Raw genomic sequence first — 15,798 nt, 5'->3', positions numbered from 1 at the left:
GTTAACATGAACCGCCGTATGCGGAACCGCATGTACGGTGGTGTGAGAGGACGGAGGCCGCGAGGCCTCCTCCTACTCGATGGTGGACGGGGGATGGTGCTCTGCTGGGGCTTTGTGCACGGGGTAGAAAAAAGCGCCAAACGAGCTTGTCCGTATCGCCGAGAATCGTCATGATTGGCGCCTGTTACAGCTGGTTTACATTTTAATAAATGACGGAGTTTTGCACATGAACAAGGGATTAGTGGCAGGCCTGGTAGCCGCCGCACTGGTAGGTGGTGGCAGCTATTACGCGCTGCAGGGAAAACTCGGCGGCAGCGCAGGTTCCAGTCTGGATTATGTACCAGCGGATACCCTGGTCTTTGTCGGTGGGTTGGAGCCTATGTCCTGGAGTGATCTGGCCGCCTTCCGCGACAGTTTTTCCATGGGATCCAAGCCAGAAGATATGCAGAAGATGGTGCAAGACCTGCTGCAGGCCGAGGGCGAAACGCCGAATCAGGCTCCGGCTGGCTTCCGCCTGTTGCTGAGTCTGTATGCTGACTATCTGACCGCCGTCACGGCTCCAGATTTCAAGCCGGAAGTTCTGGGCTTGACCGACAAGCTGGACTCGGCACTCTATACCGTGGGTGCTCTGCCGGTGATCCGCATCAAACTGGGCAATGAGGCGACTTTCGATGCCTTCCTGAGCAAAGCCGAAGGGCGTTTCAAACTGCAGGCCGAAGCGGGGACTCTGGATGGCTTCAGTTACAAGCGCTATGCCCTGAATGATGATGCCAAGCAGCCCATCTATCTGGCGATTGGCAAGCGCGATGGTTATGCCGTGCTGACTCTGGATCTGGGCACCCTGATCCCGGCCAACGAAGGCTTGTCCGTGGCGTTCGGCTTGACCAAACCCGCCCAGGATCTGGCCAGCAGTGGCACCCTGCAAGCCATGGTCAAGGAGCAAGGCCTCAAGCCGTTCTCCCTGGGATTCCTGAACCACGAAGCGCTGATCCGGACCATCACCCGTGCTGATAGCCCATTGGCCAAGTTGCTGGATAAAGTCAGTGAAGGGGAAGTCACCCAAAATCTGGCTCCCTTCCGCTCCGCAGCCTGCCAGAGCGAAATCGAAGGCATGGCGGCCCTGTGGCCACGGACCGTATTCGGCTATACCGAGCTCGACAGCAGCAGCTCGCCGATCCGGGTCAACAGCCTGCTGAAGGTAGTCTCTACCGATGCGGCGGCCATGGAACAGTTGCAGAAGCTGCGTGGCTTCCTGCCGGATCTGTCGGCCGGGCAGAGCAAGTTCTCCTATCAGCTGGGTCTGAATATGGACGAGCTGACGCCGGTACTGACCAGCTTGTGGAGCCGTGCTACCCAGGCCAAGTTCAGCTGTGAACCGCTGATCGCCGCCCAGGCACAACTCAAGGAAGTGAATCCGAGCCTGCTGGGTGCCATGACCGGTATGGTGCAGGGCGTGCAGGGGATGGGGATCGATCTTCAGGAGCTGACGCTGAAACCTGCGGTCGAAGGCCAGGAGATGCCGGGCATCGCCGCACTCTCCTTCATGGCCACCCTTTCCAGCAAGCAACCCCAACAGCTGTGGAGCATGTTGGCCATGATGCAACCGGAGCTGGCGGCTATGCCGTTGCCGGCGGATGGTCAGAGCGTCGAGCTGCCGTTGCCACTGCCGGTGGAGTTGCCAGGCAAGATCAAGCTGGGGGTGTTTGGCAAACATATCGCTCTGTTCAGTGGCGACAAGGCCGAGGCGCTGACTGCTTCCTTAGGCAAGCAGGAACTCACGTCGAATGGTTTCTTCCATATGGGTCTGGACTACGGTCTAGTCGCCGATGCGTTTGACCTGTTGCTCAAAGACAAGCTGGCCAAGCAGCAAGCCCTGACGGCCGCCGCTGCCACCGAAGCGGAAGCTGCCAGTGCTGCACCCAGCACGGAAAGCACCGAAGGGATGGACGAGTCTGTTTATGCAGAGCCGACTGCCGCTGAACTCAAGGCTCAAGCGGATCGGGAACTCGAAGAGATGCAGACAGCCCAGTCGATGATCGCCAAGCTGCGGGGTATGCGTCTGAGCTCAGGCTTCGACTTTACCGCGACCGGTCTGGAAGTCCGCGCCGACATGGAAATGCCCAAGCATTAATCCATAACGGGTGATGCTCTATCACCCGGGTCTCCATCAAGCCAAAGGGCAGGACTATGTCCGGCCCTTTGTTTTTGGGGCTTTCTCAGTGACGCGTGGCTTGGAGTAAAAGTCGGCGTCAGGCCTTGGGGACATGCATGGCGACCTGGGGCAGCGGACGTTTGAATCCTTCCGCCTCGAAGGCCAGGCTGACACGCTCTTGCAGTGCGAAGAACAGATCCCAGTAATCCCCATTCTTGACCCAGGGACGCACGACAATCTGCACCGCAGTGTCGGTCAGTGCCGCCACGGCGATCACCGGAGCCGGATCCTTGAGAACTCGGGGATCTTCGTTGACCAGACGGGTCAAGAGCTCCTTGGCCTGGCGCAGGTCGACGTCATAGGCCAGATTGAAGCTCATATCGACGCGGCGGGTTTCCATGCGGGAATAGTTGGTGATAGTGCCGTTCAAAATGGTGCCGTTAGGGACCACCACCATCTTGTTGTCACCCGTGGTCAGCACGGTCGTGAAGATCTGCACGGTTTGCACCACACCGGCGGTACCGGCGACTTCGACAAACTCACCGACCTTGATCGGGCGGAACAGGATCAGCAAGACACCGGAGGCGAAGTTGGAGAGGGAGCCTTGCAGTGCCAGACCAACCGCCAGACCGGCGGCACCGATCACAGCGACAAACGAGGCAGTCTGTACCCCGATACGGCTGAGGGCGGCGATAAAGACAAAGGCCAGAATAGCGTATTTCACCAGATTACCGATGAAATCGGTGATGGTGGAGTCGAGATGGCGGGCCTTCATCAGCCGCATCATGCCACCGGTCAGCAGGCTGGCGGCAAACCAGCCGATGAGGAGGGTGAGCAGTGCGGCGGCAATATTGACGCCGTATTCAATCAGCAGGGTCTGGTTGTTGGTCAGCCAGTGGGTGGCGTTATCGATGATTTCAGTTTCCATGGGAGCTCCTTGTGAGATCAGGTAGCGGGAAACTGAGCTCCCGCCATCAGCTTTGTAGCAACTGGTTATGAATAAATTGCCATTGGGTGTCGAAATTGGCGGTCGGTTGCAGCCGGAATTGACTACGCACAAACTGGCTGAGTCGACCTTCCACATAAGCTAGCAGAAGATTGGCCAATTGAGACTCCTCCACCGAAAATCCTTTGCCCTCCCGCAGTTTGCGCTCGCGCAGCACTTGCTTGAGTTGGCTTTCGAGTTTGTCAAACATATGGGTCACTCGATCGCGCAGCCGTTCGTGTTCCCCTTGCAGGGCATCACCGGTCAGAATGCGGGTAATGCCCGGATTCAGCTCGGCAAATTTGAGCAATAACAGCAGGATCCGTTGGCAACGAGCCAGGGTGTCCTTCTCTTCACTCAGGATCAGATTGACCCGGGATAGCAGGGTCTCCTCGATAAAATCGATCAAGCCTTCAAACATGCGCGCCTTGCTGGGGAAGTGCCGGTACAGCGCCGCCTCCGAGACACCGACCTCGGCCGCCAGACTCTTGGTGGTGATCCGTTGCCCGGCCTGATGTTCGAGCATATGGGCCAGAGCCTGCAATATCTGTTCGCGGCGGTGAGGTGTCTGTGGCGCAGCTGGCGTGGCAGTTTGAGTTGTCATGTCCGAATAATCCCTAAACGAGAAGACAATGGAGGAACCATTCGCCGTGGCATAGGTGCCACGGCGATACTGCAGTCAGGTCAGGCCATCAATGACGGCCAGAGGATCCAAAGCCCCCTTCGCCCCGCTCACTGCTATCAAATTCATCGACAATGGTGAAGCTGGCTTGCACCACCGGCAGGAAAACCAGTTGCGCGATGCGCTCACCGGGCTGGATGGTGAAGCTCTGCTGGCCGCGGTTCCACACTGAGACCATCAGTTGCCCCTGATAGTCGGAGTCAATCAGTCCGACCAGATTCCCCAGCACTATGCCGTGCTTATGGCCGAGGCCGGAGCGCGGCAGAATGGTGGCACAGAGTCCCGGATCGGCGATATGGATGGCCAGACCGGTGGGCAACAGGGTGGTGGCACCGGGCGCCAGCTCGACAGCCGCATCCAGACAGGCGCGCAGATCCAGGCCCGCCGAGCCGGGAGTGGCATATTCCGGCAGCGGGAATTCATGGCCGATACGCGGGTCGAGAATTTTCAGTTCAATCTGTTTCATGTCGGTACTTCTTGAAGATAAGAGTCATAAGGTGGCGAGCCACCTCGGTTTTTGCGGCCAGCGGCAGTTCCTGCTGACCGCCGGGCCAGAATACAGTCAGGGCATTGTTATCGCTGTTAAAGCCCTGTCCTTCCCGCGCTACATCGTTGGCAGCAATCATATCCAGCCCCTTGCGCGCCATCTTGTCGAGGGCGTAGTGTTCGACATCCCGGGTCTCGGCAGCGAAGCCGACCACGAAGGGCTTATCGGCTCGAGCGGCCACTTCAGCGATGATGTCGGGATTCTTCACCAGGGTCAGCGTCAGTTCATCGGCCGATTTCTTGATTTTTTGAGGGGCAATATCCACCGCGCGATAATCAGCGACGGCGGCGCAGCCGATAAACACCTGCTGCTGGCCAACTTCGCTTGCCACCGCGGCCTGCATCTCCAACGCACTTTCCACATCAATGCGCCGCACACCGGGTGGTGTTGGCAGGTTAACCGGGCCTGAAATCAAGGTTACATCGGCACCCAGTTCAGCAGCCGCGGCGGCGAGGGCAAAGCCCATCTTGCCGGAGCTGTGGTTGCTGATGTAACGCACCGGGTCCAGCGCCTCACGAGTCGGCCCTGCGGTGATCAGCACCTTCAGATCCAGAGATGGGCGCGCGAAGAAGCGCACGCACTCGGTGACCAGCTCGTTCGGGTCCAGCATGCGGCCTGGACCGACATCGCCGCAGGCCTGGGAGCCAGAATCCGGTCCCCACAACTGTACTCCGCGCTGGGCTAACAGTTGCAGATTGGCCTGGGTGGCCGGATGCAGATACATCTGCTGGTTCATGGCCGGCGCCACGGCCACGGGGGCGGGTGTGGCCAGACACAGGGTGGTCAGTAACTCATCGGCCATGCCGGAGGCGAGACGGGCGATCAGGTTGGCGGTGGCGGGGGCCAGCAGTACCAGATCGGCCCATTTGGCCATCTCGATATGATTCATGCCCATTTCGCTGGCGGGATCCAGCATGCCATCCGGAATCGCGTGCCCCGAGACGGCCTGTAGGGTCAAGGGGGTAATGAAGGCGCGGGCGGAATCGGTCATTACCACCCGTACTTCCGCGCCCCGATCGCGCAGACGGCGCACCAGTTCGGCGCTCTTATAGGCGGCAATGCCACCGCTGACGCCCAGTAATATGCGTTTATCGCGCAGTTCCATACTTTCTATTTCCTGCTGCCAGGTCGAGGGCAAGAGAATATCACAAGGGATGGCCGACGAGCAGAAGCCGCCATCACACCCCGGTTGTATCACGGACATATGTCAATCTGTCACTCCTGGCGGCCAATGCCGAGAGCTGACAGGAGGCTGGTTCCACTCGAGTTGCTATCTTCAGGTCTGCTCTGCACCGAGATGCTGCGGAAAGCGCAGCAAGAATCGTGCTCGCAATCGACAGGCCTGGAACTAGCAACAAGGAGAGGGAATGGGGATCCGGGATTGGCCGGCGGCCGAAAGGCCCAGAGAGAAGCTGCTGAGCAAGGGGGCTGCGGCACTCAGTGATGCCGAATTGCTGGCTATTTTCTTGCGTACCGGCGTCTCCGGTATGGATGCGGTGGAGCTGGCGCGCCGCCTGCTGATGGAATTTGGTTCCCTGCGCGGACTGTTTGCCGCCGATCAGCGGCAGTTTTGTCAGGCCCATGGCCTGGGAGAAGCCAAGTTCGTGCAGTTGCAGGCAGTACTGGAGATGAGCTGCCGCTATCTGGATGAGGAGATGAAGCGCGGAGATGCGCTCACCAGCCCGACGGCGACGCGGCGCTTTTTGCAGGCGCGGTTACGGGATCGGCGGCAGGAGGTGTTTGCCTTGTTATTGCTGGATAATCAGCATCGGGTGGTGCATTTCACCGAACTATTTTGGGGAACGATCGACGCGGCCAGTGTCTATCCACGGGAAGTGGTACAGACGGTGCTCAAATATAATGCGGCGGCGGTGATCCTCTGCCATAATCACCCGTCCGGTGTGGCTGAGCCTAGCCGGGCAGACCGAAGCCTGACCGACCGCATCTGCGCGGCCCTGGGTCTCATCGATGTGCGGGTGCTTGATCATCTGGTCATTGGTGACGGTGAAACGGTTTCCTTTGCCGAGCGTGGTTGGCTATAGCCGATCACCGCTTGGCTTTTGCTTGATCTTCGCCGAGCGATGCTGTATAAAATGCCGCCTTCTATGTGGCCCCGCAACAGGCCAGCGGGGCTGAGAAATGCTCGAGCAAAAGAAGTAAGATTTGGAGAGACTGACATGTCTAGAGTATGCCAAGTAACCGGTAAGCGTCCGGCAGTGGGTAACAACCGTTCCCACGCTAAGAACGCGACCCGTCGTCGTTTCCTGCCTAACCTGCAAACTCACCGTTTCTGGGTTGAAGGCGAGAAGCGTTTCGTCAAGCTGCGTGTATCCACCAAGGGCATGCGTATCATTGACAAACTGGGAATCGAAGCAGTTCTTGTTGATCTGCGCGCCCGTGGTGAAGTGTAAGGAGATAGATCATGGCTAAAGGTGTACGCGAAAAAATCCGCTTGAACTCCAGCGCCGGTACTGGTCACTTCTACACCACTACCAAGAACAAGCGCACCATGCCTGAGAAGATGGAAATCAAGAAATTTGATCCCGTTGTTCGTCAGCATGTGATCTACAAGGAAGGCAAGATCAAGTAATTGATCCCGCCCTGCTTGAAAAACCCGGCCTGGCCGGGTTTTTTTATGCCTGCGATTCGGCGCCGTCGGCAGGTGCATCGGCGCCAGCCTTGAGTGACAATAGCGTCAATTGTTAATCGCTTGTAATCAAGGAATGTGTCATGCCGGAGTTACCCGAGGTTGAAGTCAGCAAGCAAGGGATCGCCCCCTGGTTATTGGGACATACGGTGACTCGAGTCGTGGTCCGGACTCCGTCCCTGCGCTGGCCGATCCCGAGCGAAATCCAGCAGCTGGTGGGGTGCCCCATCGAGCGGGTCGAGCGTCGCGCCAAGTATCTGCTGCTCTACTCCACCCTGGGTACCGCCATCTTGCATCTTGGAATGTCCGGGCGTTTGCGGATTTTGCCTGTCGGGACGGCGGCGGAGAAACACGATCACGTCGATATCGAACTGGATAACGGCAAGCTGCTGCGGCTCAACGATGCTCGCCGTTTCGGCGCCCTGCTCTGGACATTGGATGACCCCCATCAGCATCCGTTGCTGGCGGCGCTAGGACCTGAACCGCTGACGGCTGCATTTCATGGTGAGTATCTGTACCAGCGCAATCGCCGCAAGCACAGTGCCATCAAACCTTGGCTGATGGATAACCACCTGGTGGTGGGGGTCGGTAACATCTACGCCAATGAGTCGCTGTTTGCGTCCGGGATTGATCCGCGACGAGGAGCCTCAACCCTGAGCCTGGAGGAGTGCGAGCGGCTGGTTGTCGAGGTCAAGGCGGTGTTGGAGCGAGCGATCCGGCAGGGCGGCACCACGCTCAAGGATTTCACCCGCGCCGATGGCAGGCCAGGGTATTTCGTCCAGGAGTTGAAAGTCTATGGTCGGGCCGGTCAGGCATGCGTCCGCTGCGGTCATCCGCTGGAAGAGTTGCGGCAAGGACAGAGAACCACTGTCTATTGCCGCCTGTGTCAGCGTTAGTCTGGATTGTGGGGAACTTGTTGCTGTTTGGCCTGCACCGCGATGGCGACTTCAGCACTGACGAAGGGGCTGACGTCGCCACCGTGCAGGGCCACTTCACGGACCAGGCTGGAGGTGACGCAACTGAGCTCGCTGCGCGCGGGTAAAAACAGCACTTCCAGCTCGGGCATGAGCTGCCGGTACATGCCCGCCAGCTGATTTTCGTAGTCGAAGTCGGTCATGGAGCGGATGCCACGCACCAGTACGTTAGCACCTTGCTGACGGGCAAAATCGATGAGCAGACCGCTAAACCCTTCCACCCGGACTTGCGCATAGGGTGCACAGCTTTGGCGAGCCAGGGCGATGCGTTCATCCAGGCTGAAGAGTGGGCGCTTGCCCGGGCTCATGGCGATGGCCACGATCACTTCATCGAATACCCCCGCCGCACGGGCGATCAGATCCTGATGCCCGAGGGTTAACGGGTCGAAGGTTCCGGGGAAAATAGCCTTGGTGTGCATCGCATGGTTCCTTGCGTGGTGCCTCGCGGAAAATTCTTGGCGAATTATACGGTTGCCTGCTTGTGAAAGGTACGGCCTTTGGCAAGAATAGCCGCCATTGCGGTGAAGGAGAGCGACGATGCAACGTATTCTGGTGGTGCGTAACGACAAGATTGGCGATTTCATGCTGGCCTGGCCCAGCTTCGCCATGCTCAAGGCGTCGTGCGACTGCCATGTGACGGCACTGGTGCCACCTTATACCGCTGCGTTGGCCGAGCTCTGTCCCTGGATCGATCAGGTGATTCTGGATCCGGGTGCCAAGGCGAGCCGTGCCGAGCAGGTTGCCCTGCTGCGCCGACTGCGGCAAGGGCAGTTTGATGCGGCCATTGCGCTGTTTTCCCGCTGGCGCACCGCCTGGTTGTTGTGGCGCGCCGGTATCCCCTATCGACTGGCTCCGGCCACCAAGCTGGCGCAATTTCTCTATAACCACCGTCTGGTGCAGCGCCGCTCGCGCTCGGAAAAGCCGGAGTCCCAGTACAACCTGGATCTGATCCGCCATTTTCTGCAGCAGCGAAACCAGACAGCGGTCGAGCCTAAGCCGCCGTATTTGGCGTTCGACGATGCACTTCTGATGGCTGTTCGCGGTGATATGGCCGGCCAGTTGGGGATCAACCCGGCCAAACCCTGGCTGATGGTGCACTGCGGCACCGGCGGCTCGGCCAATAATTTGAGCCTGCAGCAGTACGCGACGCTGATCCTGGGGCTGCAGCAGCACTATCCGGACTACCCGTGCGTGCTGACGGCAGGTCCTGGTGAGAGCGAGATGGCGGCGGCGCTGGAGACCCTGGTGCAGCAAGGTGGCGGTCATGCCTCTATCTACCATTCCCGGGAAGGCTTGCCCCGCTTCTGCCAGGTCATCGCCAATGCCGCCTTGTTTATCGCCGGCAGTACCGGCCCCCTGCATATTGCCGCGGCGCTGGATGTGCCGACCGTTGGCTTCTTCCCGGCTCGGCGCTCTGCGACCCCCTTGCGTTGGCAACCCTTGAATAGTGAAGGACGTCACCTGGCGATCGCGGCGCCGACGGTGGGGGATGGCCAGAATATGCACCTCATCTCGATGACCGAGACCTTACCTCAGGTCCAAACCTGGTTTGCGGCCCTGCAGCCCGCAGGAGAGTAGCCCCGGTTGCTATCCATCCGGTACGGTGGCGATGCAGTGAACAAGGGAGCTCATCGGCGTGGGTGCTTCTCGGTCAACAGGTTCAGGCGCGACACCCTCTCTCGCCAACTCGCCGTAAACCCTTCCCTGGGGGCTCGATGGTGGCATCCCTGCCGCCAACGGTTGGCTCAAAAGGCTATCTCTCCCTCGCTAGCGGACTGGCTTGCCTCCTATAAGCCTTATATTTTTTCTGCCTGATATCACCGGGCGAGAGGATCTCGATTATTTCGGTTTTCCCTGAGTGCGGCCGCGCAGCCACAAGTCGGCATATTTGATAAAGGTGGAGTGGCTGGAGAGGATGCTCAGCAGCAGCCCGGCCTTGCCATCCAGGAAACCCAGCCGCAGCACATACATGCGCAAGAAGCAGCCGATGGCATGACCGAACCCCTGCAACAGCGAACCACGTTTGCCCCGCGCAGCCCGGCCATCGGCCCAGGCTTTGCCATAGCGGGCTGATTTGACCAGATAGTGTTCCAGATCCCGATAGGGGGTATGCAACAGATCGCCGCGCAGCGCCTGCACCTGCATGCTCTCATCCAGCTCGACTTTCTCATGCACCAGGGCGTCGTTGTAGCGGGTCAGCGTGGTGGGATAGAGCCGCAGCACCCGATCCGGGTACCAGCCACAATGGCGGATATAACGGCCAAACACCCAGTTCAAACGCGGGATGGCGTAGACGGTGCGTCCGGCCGGGGCGGCGCAGATTTGTAGAATTTCGGCTTGCAGTTCTGGGGTCACCCGCTCATCGGCATCCAGCCAGAAACACCACTGGGCCGTGACCCGATCCTGAGCCAGTTGCCGTTGCCGCCCATAGCCCGGCCAATTGGGTTCGACTTGGTAATTGGCCTTGAATTCGGCCGCAATCTCGGCGGTATTGTCACTGCTGCCGGAGTCGAGGATCACGATCTCGTCGACCCATCCGGCTACACTTTGCAGGCAGGCGCGCAGGTTCTCGCCCTCATTCTTGACGATGAGGACAGCGGCGATACGGGGTTGGCTCATTCGGGATCCTTGAGCAGGCCATGGGCCTGAGCGATAGCATTAAATTGGTCGATCACCTGTTGCGGAGTGATCTGCTGCATGGCATCCGGATCCTTGAGTCGGCTGCGCCAGGGCAACTCGGCCAGTGGGCGCCCGGTTTGAGCCTCCATCAGTTGTTGATAGACGCTGACCACCCAGTCGCGGCACCGATAGGGGCCTGTGCGCTCCGGATTGTGGTGAGCATACAAACCGACCACCGGCACGCCTGCGGCTGTAGCCATATGGGTGGGACCGGTATCCGGCGCTAGCACCAGTTGCACCTGCTTGATCAGCGCCATCAGCTGCTTCAGGCTGGTCTGGCCGATCAGGTTTTCGGGTTGATGCTGACACAGAGCCATGATCTCGCTAGCCATCTGCCGCTCCAGCGGGGTCGGCCCACCGCACAACAGCACCTGAAAGCCGCAAGCGGCGGCATGATCGGCGAGCATGGCGTAGCCTTTCACGGTCCAGTTCTTGTAGGCCTTGCTGGCGGCTGGAGCAATCACCAACGTCGGACGGGCGTTATCCAGATGGGCGCTCGCCCAGGCATCGTCGGCAGCCGAGGTGGGGATCTGCCAGTGCGCGTCGAGATCGGTAATGCCCAGCTCGGCGGCAAAGGCCATCAGACCATCCAGCACATGAGGGGAAGCGGGCGACGGAACCGCATGATTGGTAAACCAGCGTTGGCCATCTCCGGCGCGCTGTGCATCAAAGCCCAGCTTATGGGTGGCACGGATACCCAAACTGAGCAGGCTGGCGCGCAGCGCCGATTGCATATGCAGCAGGGCATCGAAGCGGCGGCCCTTGAGCTGTCGCCACACCTGTGGGTAACCGCGCCAGCCCAGCTTCTTGTCGAAGGGGATCACCTCGATACCGGGCAAGTCACCCAGCAGCATGGCCTCGACCTTGCCCATGATCCAGGTGATGCGGGTTTGTGGCCATTGGCGTTGAATGGCCTGCACCACGGCAACGGTATGCACACAGTCGCCGATCGCTGACAGACGCAAGATGCAAAGGGATTCTGGAGCGTGGGAGAACAGCGACATGAGATGGCTTCCAAGCAAAGGAGTGCGGGCATTATGCAAACTCGGGCAAGGCTTGTAAAATGTCCATCCACTCCATTCGAGCCAACGGACGAGAAGCGCGATGCACGGCTGGCAAACCCTGATCCACGGCTCATACACCTGCTGGTTTGATGAGCAGCTGTTCCCTGATTTTTCAGTCGAGGCCTTCGACCCCGCCTATTGGCAGGCACAAGATGCCGTGACTGGCCAATCACGGGGGCGTGGCGTGACCTGGTTTGTCCGTCACCGCGGCCTGTCCCTGGTGTTGCGCCACTACTGGCGTGGCGGTCTGATGGGTAAAATCAATCCGGACAGGTTCTGGTTTCACGGCGTCGAGTCCTCACGCGCCATGGCCGAGTTCCGGCTTCTGGGCCAGTTGCGGGAGCTGGGCTTACCGGTCCCGCGGCCGGTCGCGGCCCGCCTGCAGCGCCAGGGACTCTGGTATCGGGCGGATCTGCTGATCGAGCAGATCCCGGGCGCGCGGGATCTGGTGCATCTGCTGCGGGAGCAGCCGCTCAGTGCGGCCCAGTGGCAAGCTGTGGGGCATCTCATAGCCCGGCTACATCAGGTCGGGGCTTATCACTCGGATCTGAACGCCCACAATCTGTTGCTGGATGCAAATGACCAGGTATGGGTGATAGACTTCGACAAGTGCGGTCTCCGTCAGTCCGGTCCTTGGCAGCAGGAAATGTTGGCGCGTCTACGGCGCTCCTTGCGCAAAGAAAAAGAACTTTATGATCAGTTTGAGTGGGACGATACTCGCTGGGACTGGTTGATGTCAGGATATTTATCCGATTTTTAAATGAGAAGATCATGAATTTAATTTTAATCGCCTTTGGTGAAAAAATTGAAAACCACTATCAGGCTGTCTACTCCATATTGACCTTCCTGAGTTCTGCTATTATTGAAAGGATTATTATTGTGACCGATAATCCCGATATGTATGAATTCCTTGAGGACCACGTCATAGTATCTGCTGTAGATTCTAACACCATGGAATCATGGCGGGGTAGAAGCGACTTTTTTTGGCGAATAAAAATAAAGGCTATAGAGCAAGCGGTTAACCTGGTTGATAGTGGTCATGTTCTTTACGTGGATTCAGATACTTTTCTTTATTCTGATCTAACTGAAATAAGAGATGGTCTTGCATCTGGAAAGACATATATGCATGTTTGTGAACATGTTCTACACCAAGCTCCAGGGCGAACCATGCGGAAAATGTGGAAAACGCTTGGGGGTAATGAATATTTTGGTTTTAAAATTGGGAATAACACGGAGATGTGGAACGCTGGCGTGATCGGTATTCCTGCACATAAAGCAAGTGAAATTTTGAGTAAGGTGTTAGTGCTATGCGATCGACTATGTGAGACGGATGCACCCAATAGATTATTGGAGCAGTTGGCATTTTCAATCGTTTTGTCTTCAGATGGTTGCTTGAGTGCATCTAGTCATTGCATTGGTCACTATTGGGGAAATAAGCCGGAGTGGAATAAATATATTTCTATATTTCTTGTTGCTTCGAAACTGAAAAAAAACTCTGTAGTCGATGATGTTGCTGTGATTACGGAGCAGGGCATTCCAAACATCCCGTTGTATATTAAAAAACATAAGCTGGCTGATATGTTAAGGCGTGTCGCAGCTAGAATTGATAGTGTCTACAGGTCTGGAAAGGCAGGGTGGCGGTAGGGATATGGATATTTCAATCATAACAATAAACTATAATTCATCGGCTCATACAGTTAACTGTATTAGATCTGTTTTCGATAGTATAGCCGCACATAAATTAAAGATAGAAATGATTGTTGTTGATAATAATTCCGAGTCATCTGACTTTGTCTATCTCAAGCGAAGCATTTCTGCGCTAAATCACAATAATTTAATTCTTGTCGAGAGCCACAAAAACACTGGTTTTGCATATGGAAATATGCTGGGTGCAAATCAGGCTACTGGGAAATATTTATTCTTTTTAAATAATGACTGTATGTTTCGGACTGATGTGCTTCAACAATTGTTCGAATTTATGGAGCAGAATCCTGCTGCTGGTGTAGTTCCTCGGTTCATTGGCGAAGATGGTAAATATTCCTCCTCTTTCGGTTATATGCCTTCCGTTATAAACCAATGGCTTGGTTATAGCCTGTGCCGATTATTCAATCGAGCAGCCTATCCGGAGAAAAAAGCCTGGCATGGCAAACCTCTGGAAGTTTCGGTTATCTCTGGCGCAGCTATGTTTTTACGTCGCAGTGACTTCAACGAGATTGGTGGTTTTGATACAAACTATTTTTTGTACTGTGAGGAGGAGGATATTTGCATCCGGTTCAGGAATGGCCTCAAGACAGTTTGGTGTCTTCCTGATGCTGAAATATCGCACGCGGGAGGTGGAAGTACAAATAGGAGCCTGTTGATAGAAAAAGAATTCTATATTTCTCTGTTTTATTTTCTGAGTAAAAATTATGGCTGGCTCGATGCATCGTTGATCAAATTTCGATATGTAATTAAAGAGTTATTACGTTATGTACGCAATTCAAAGCGTTGGCCTGTTGCATTGTTTCTTTTGTCCGGTCCTCATCTCGGCCGCTCATTGCGGCACATACAGCAGTGCCGTGATCGATCTTGAGCGCTCAATCTTTTCATGGTCCGTCTACTACTGGGTGGACGCGATGCACTGTCTTGTGAGCATCGGACATGTGGCCATGTTCACCGGATCAGGTCAGTGATGGCCTGCCGGGTTTTGTCCAGCGCTCCCTGATTGGCAGCGACCACATCGAAGGCGCGCATGCCCATCGGCTGCCGCTTCTCCTCATCCTGCAACAACTCCAGCACAGTCGCGCCCAGCGCCTGGGCATCCTCGACTATGATGCAGGCCTTGCTGTCGCACAGCTGGCGCGTGACATCGGTAAAGTTGAAGTAATGAGGGCCGATGAGTGTTGGCTTGCCCAGACTGGCGGGCTCCAGCAGATTGTGGCCGCCGATGGGCACCAGACTACCGCCCATAAAGGCCAGATCGCAGGCTTGGAACAGCAGTGGCATCTCGCCCATGGTGTCGGCTAGATAAATCTGAGTCTCAGCTGTGATCGGTTCTTCGCGGCTGCGGCGTGCCAGAACCAGCCCCTCGGCCTGACACAGAGCGGCGACGGCGTCGAAACGCTGCGGGTGACGGGGCACCAGGATCAGCAGGCTCTGTGGCAACTGTTGTCGCACCTGCTGCAGGGCGGCCAGCACTTGCTCATCTTCACCGGCATGGGTACTGGCGGCGATCCAGACCGGGCGGGCGCCGATGTGAGTACGCAGCTGTTGTCCGGCTTCGATCTGGGCTTGATCGAGCTGGATATCAAACTTGAGCGAGCCCGTGACTTGCAGCCGCTCGGCGGGGATCCCCAAGCGGCGAAACCGCGCCTCATCGTCGCGATGCTGGCAGAGTACCAGGCTGAGATGGCGGCTCATGGCGCGGAAAACCCCTTGCACCTTCTGGTAGCGCTGGCAGGAGCGCTCGGAGAGGCGGGCGTTCATCACCACCACCGGCATCTGGCGACGGGCACAGGCGGCGAGCCAGTTCGGCCAGAGTTCGGTTTCCATGATCACCAGGGCGCGAGGGCGGGTGCGCTGTAAAAAGCGCCACACCGCATCCGGATAATCCAGCGGCGCATAGCGATGAGTGACTAACTCGCCCAGTTTGGCGATCTGGTCGGCCCCGGTGCGCGTGGTGGTGGTCACCAGCAGTGGCAACTCGGGATGCGCGGCCTTCAAGGCCCGGATCAGCGGGATGGCGGCTAGCGACTCTCCGACACTGACGGTGTGGATCCACAGCGGTGGAGTTGGGCTCGCGAGGCGCGGTCCCCAGCCCAACAGCTCGGTCCAGCGCTGGCCATAGCCGGGTTTGCCGGGGCGGGCGCGGTAGGTGATATAGAGCACCACAGGTAGCGCCAGATAGATGATGAGGCAGTAGAGCAGACGATAGAGCATGAGGCACCGATGGGTCGAAGGCCGGGTGGCGGCCAGTATCGGCGATGCGGGGAGCAGACTCAAGCCAGCGGAGTTATCGGGGGCGTCATTTGTGCGTCATGGCGCTCGGCAGCCGGTACGAGCCTATTTTCTCCCCAGCAGTGGAACCGC

At 57.6% G+C, this 15,798-nt stretch carries 17 protein-coding genes; 9 read left to right on the top strand and 8 right to left on the bottom strand.

Annotated features, from left to right (window positions below; translation table 11 throughout):
* Positions 1–226 precede the first annotated feature (226 nt).
* Positions 227–2,131 carry a hypothetical protein gene (locus tag ACYVG7_RS17465; RefSeq protein ID WP_460884364.1) on the top strand — a complete coding sequence of 635 codons (1,905 nt, stop codon included), beginning with the start codon at positions 227–229 and terminating at the stop codon, positions 2,129–2,131.
* A gap of 118 nt (positions 2,132–2,249) precedes the next feature.
* On the opposite strand, the gene ACYVG7_RS17460 is transcribed toward ACYVG7_RS17465, so the two are convergent.
* The 4 genes from ACYVG7_RS17460 to coaBC all read right to left on the bottom strand — a co-directional run bounded on the left by ACYVG7_RS17460 (position 2,250) and on the right by coaBC (position 5,471).
* Positions 2,250–3,080: a mechanosensitive ion channel domain-containing protein gene (locus ACYVG7_RS17460; protein ID WP_460884363.1), complete on the bottom strand. Its 831-nt coding sequence runs from the start codon at positions 3,078–3,080 to the stop codon at positions 2,250–2,252.
* 46 nt (positions 3,081–3,126) lie between these two features.
* The gene (slmA, locus tag ACYVG7_RS17455) at positions 3,127–3,741 is read right to left on the bottom strand and encodes a nucleoid occlusion factor SlmA (RefSeq protein WP_460884362.1); all 615 of its coding nucleotides are present in this window, start codon (positions 3,739–3,741) and stop codon (positions 3,127–3,129) included.
* A gap of 88 nt (positions 3,742–3,829) precedes the next feature.
* A complete protein-coding gene (gene dut, locus ACYVG7_RS17450; protein ID WP_460884361.1) occupies positions 3,830–4,285 on the bottom strand; it encodes a dUTP diphosphatase in 456 nt (151 codons plus the stop codon).
* Positions 4,272–5,471, bottom strand: a complete 1,200-nt coding sequence (coaBC, locus tag ACYVG7_RS17445; RefSeq protein WP_460884360.1) for a bifunctional phosphopantothenoylcysteine decarboxylase/phosphopantothenate--cysteine ligase CoaBC — start codon at positions 5,469–5,471, stop codon at positions 4,272–4,274. The genes dut and coaBC overlap by 14 nt, the downstream gene beginning before the upstream one ends.
* Positions 5,472–5,733: 262 nt before the next feature.
* Here coaBC and radC point away from each other — a divergent pair, with 262 nt between their 5' ends.
* The 4 genes from radC to mutM all read left to right on the top strand — a co-directional run bounded on the left by radC (position 5,734) and on the right by mutM (position 7,909).
* Entirely contained in the window at positions 5,734–6,408 is a 675-nt protein-coding gene (radC, locus tag ACYVG7_RS17440) for a RadC family protein (protein ID WP_460884359.1), read from the top strand.
* A gap of 135 nt (positions 6,409–6,543) precedes the next feature.
* A complete protein-coding gene (rpmB, locus tag ACYVG7_RS17435) occupies positions 6,544–6,777 on the top strand; it encodes a 50S ribosomal protein L28 (protein ID WP_460884358.1) in 234 nt (77 codons plus the stop codon).
* 11 nt (positions 6,778–6,788) lie between these two features.
* Complete coding sequence (gene rpmG / locus ACYVG7_RS17430; protein WP_377151161.1) at positions 6,789–6,956, top strand: 50S ribosomal protein L33; 168 nt, start codon at positions 6,789–6,791, stop codon at positions 6,954–6,956.
* A 140-nt stretch (positions 6,957–7,096) separates the two neighbouring features.
* Positions 7,097–7,909: a bifunctional DNA-formamidopyrimidine glycosylase/DNA-(apurinic or apyrimidinic site) lyase gene (gene mutM / locus ACYVG7_RS17425; protein WP_460884357.1), complete on the top strand. Its 813-nt coding sequence runs from the start codon at positions 7,097–7,099 to the stop codon at positions 7,907–7,909.
* On the opposite strand, the gene coaD is transcribed toward mutM, so the two are convergent.
* A complete protein-coding gene (gene coaD, locus ACYVG7_RS17420; protein WP_460884356.1) occupies positions 7,906–8,406 on the bottom strand; it encodes a pantetheine-phosphate adenylyltransferase in 501 nt (166 codons plus the stop codon). The two genes, mutM and coaD, sit on opposite strands and share 4 nt — an antisense overlap.
* A gap of 118 nt (positions 8,407–8,524) precedes the next feature.
* Between coaD and ACYVG7_RS17415 the strand changes: the two genes are divergently transcribed.
* Entirely contained in the window at positions 8,525–9,565 is a 1,041-nt protein-coding gene (locus ACYVG7_RS17415; protein ID WP_460884355.1) for a glycosyltransferase family 9 protein, read from the top strand.
* Between the two features lie 261 nt (positions 9,566–9,826).
* On the opposite strand, the gene ACYVG7_RS17410 is transcribed toward ACYVG7_RS17415, so the two are convergent.
* Together ACYVG7_RS17410 and ACYVG7_RS17405 are read right to left on the bottom strand one after the other, a co-directional pair.
* Positions 9,827–10,606 (bottom strand): glycosyltransferase family 2 protein, encoded by a 780-nt coding sequence (locus tag ACYVG7_RS17410; protein WP_460884354.1) that lies wholly within the window; start codon positions 10,604–10,606, stop codon positions 9,827–9,829.
* Complete coding sequence (locus ACYVG7_RS17405) at positions 10,603–11,670, bottom strand: glycosyltransferase family 9 protein (RefSeq protein ID WP_460884353.1); 1,068 nt, start codon at positions 11,668–11,670, stop codon at positions 10,603–10,605. The genes ACYVG7_RS17410 and ACYVG7_RS17405 overlap by 4 nt, the downstream gene beginning before the upstream one ends.
* A 100-nt stretch (positions 11,671–11,770) precedes the next feature.
* Here ACYVG7_RS17405 and ACYVG7_RS17400 point away from each other — a divergent pair, with 100 nt between their 5' ends.
* Genes ACYVG7_RS17400 through ACYVG7_RS17390 form a run of 3 tightly spaced genes read left to right on the top strand, consistent with a single transcriptional unit; the run spans position 11,771 to position 14,302 of the window.
* Positions 11,771–12,490 carry a 3-deoxy-D-manno-octulosonic acid kinase gene (locus ACYVG7_RS17400; RefSeq protein WP_460884352.1) on the top strand — a complete coding sequence of 240 codons (720 nt, stop codon included), beginning with the start codon at positions 11,771–11,773 and terminating at the stop codon, positions 12,488–12,490.
* A gap of 11 nt (positions 12,491–12,501) precedes the next feature.
* The gene (locus ACYVG7_RS17395; protein WP_460884351.1) at positions 12,502–13,374 is read left to right on the top strand and encodes a hypothetical protein; all 873 of its coding nucleotides are present in this window, start codon (positions 12,502–12,504) and stop codon (positions 13,372–13,374) included.
* Positions 13,340–14,302 (top strand): glycosyltransferase family 2 protein, encoded by a 963-nt coding sequence (locus tag ACYVG7_RS17390; protein WP_460884350.1) that lies wholly within the window; start codon positions 13,340–13,342, stop codon positions 14,300–14,302. Before ACYVG7_RS17395 ends, ACYVG7_RS17390 begins: the two co-directional genes overlap by 35 nt.
* Before the next feature lie 80 nt (positions 14,303–14,382).
* Here ACYVG7_RS17390 and waaA read toward each other — a convergent pair whose 3' ends face one another.
* The gene (gene waaA, locus ACYVG7_RS17385) at positions 14,383–15,648 is read right to left on the bottom strand and encodes a lipid IV(A) 3-deoxy-D-manno-octulosonic acid transferase (protein ID WP_460884349.1); all 1,266 of its coding nucleotides are present in this window, start codon (positions 15,646–15,648) and stop codon (positions 14,383–14,385) included.
* Between the last annotated feature and the right edge of the window lie 150 nt (positions 15,649–15,798).

It is taken from the genome of Pseudaeromonas pectinilytica (assembly GCF_054780855.1).
This window is presented reverse-complemented; position numbering and strand designations above follow the sequence as displayed.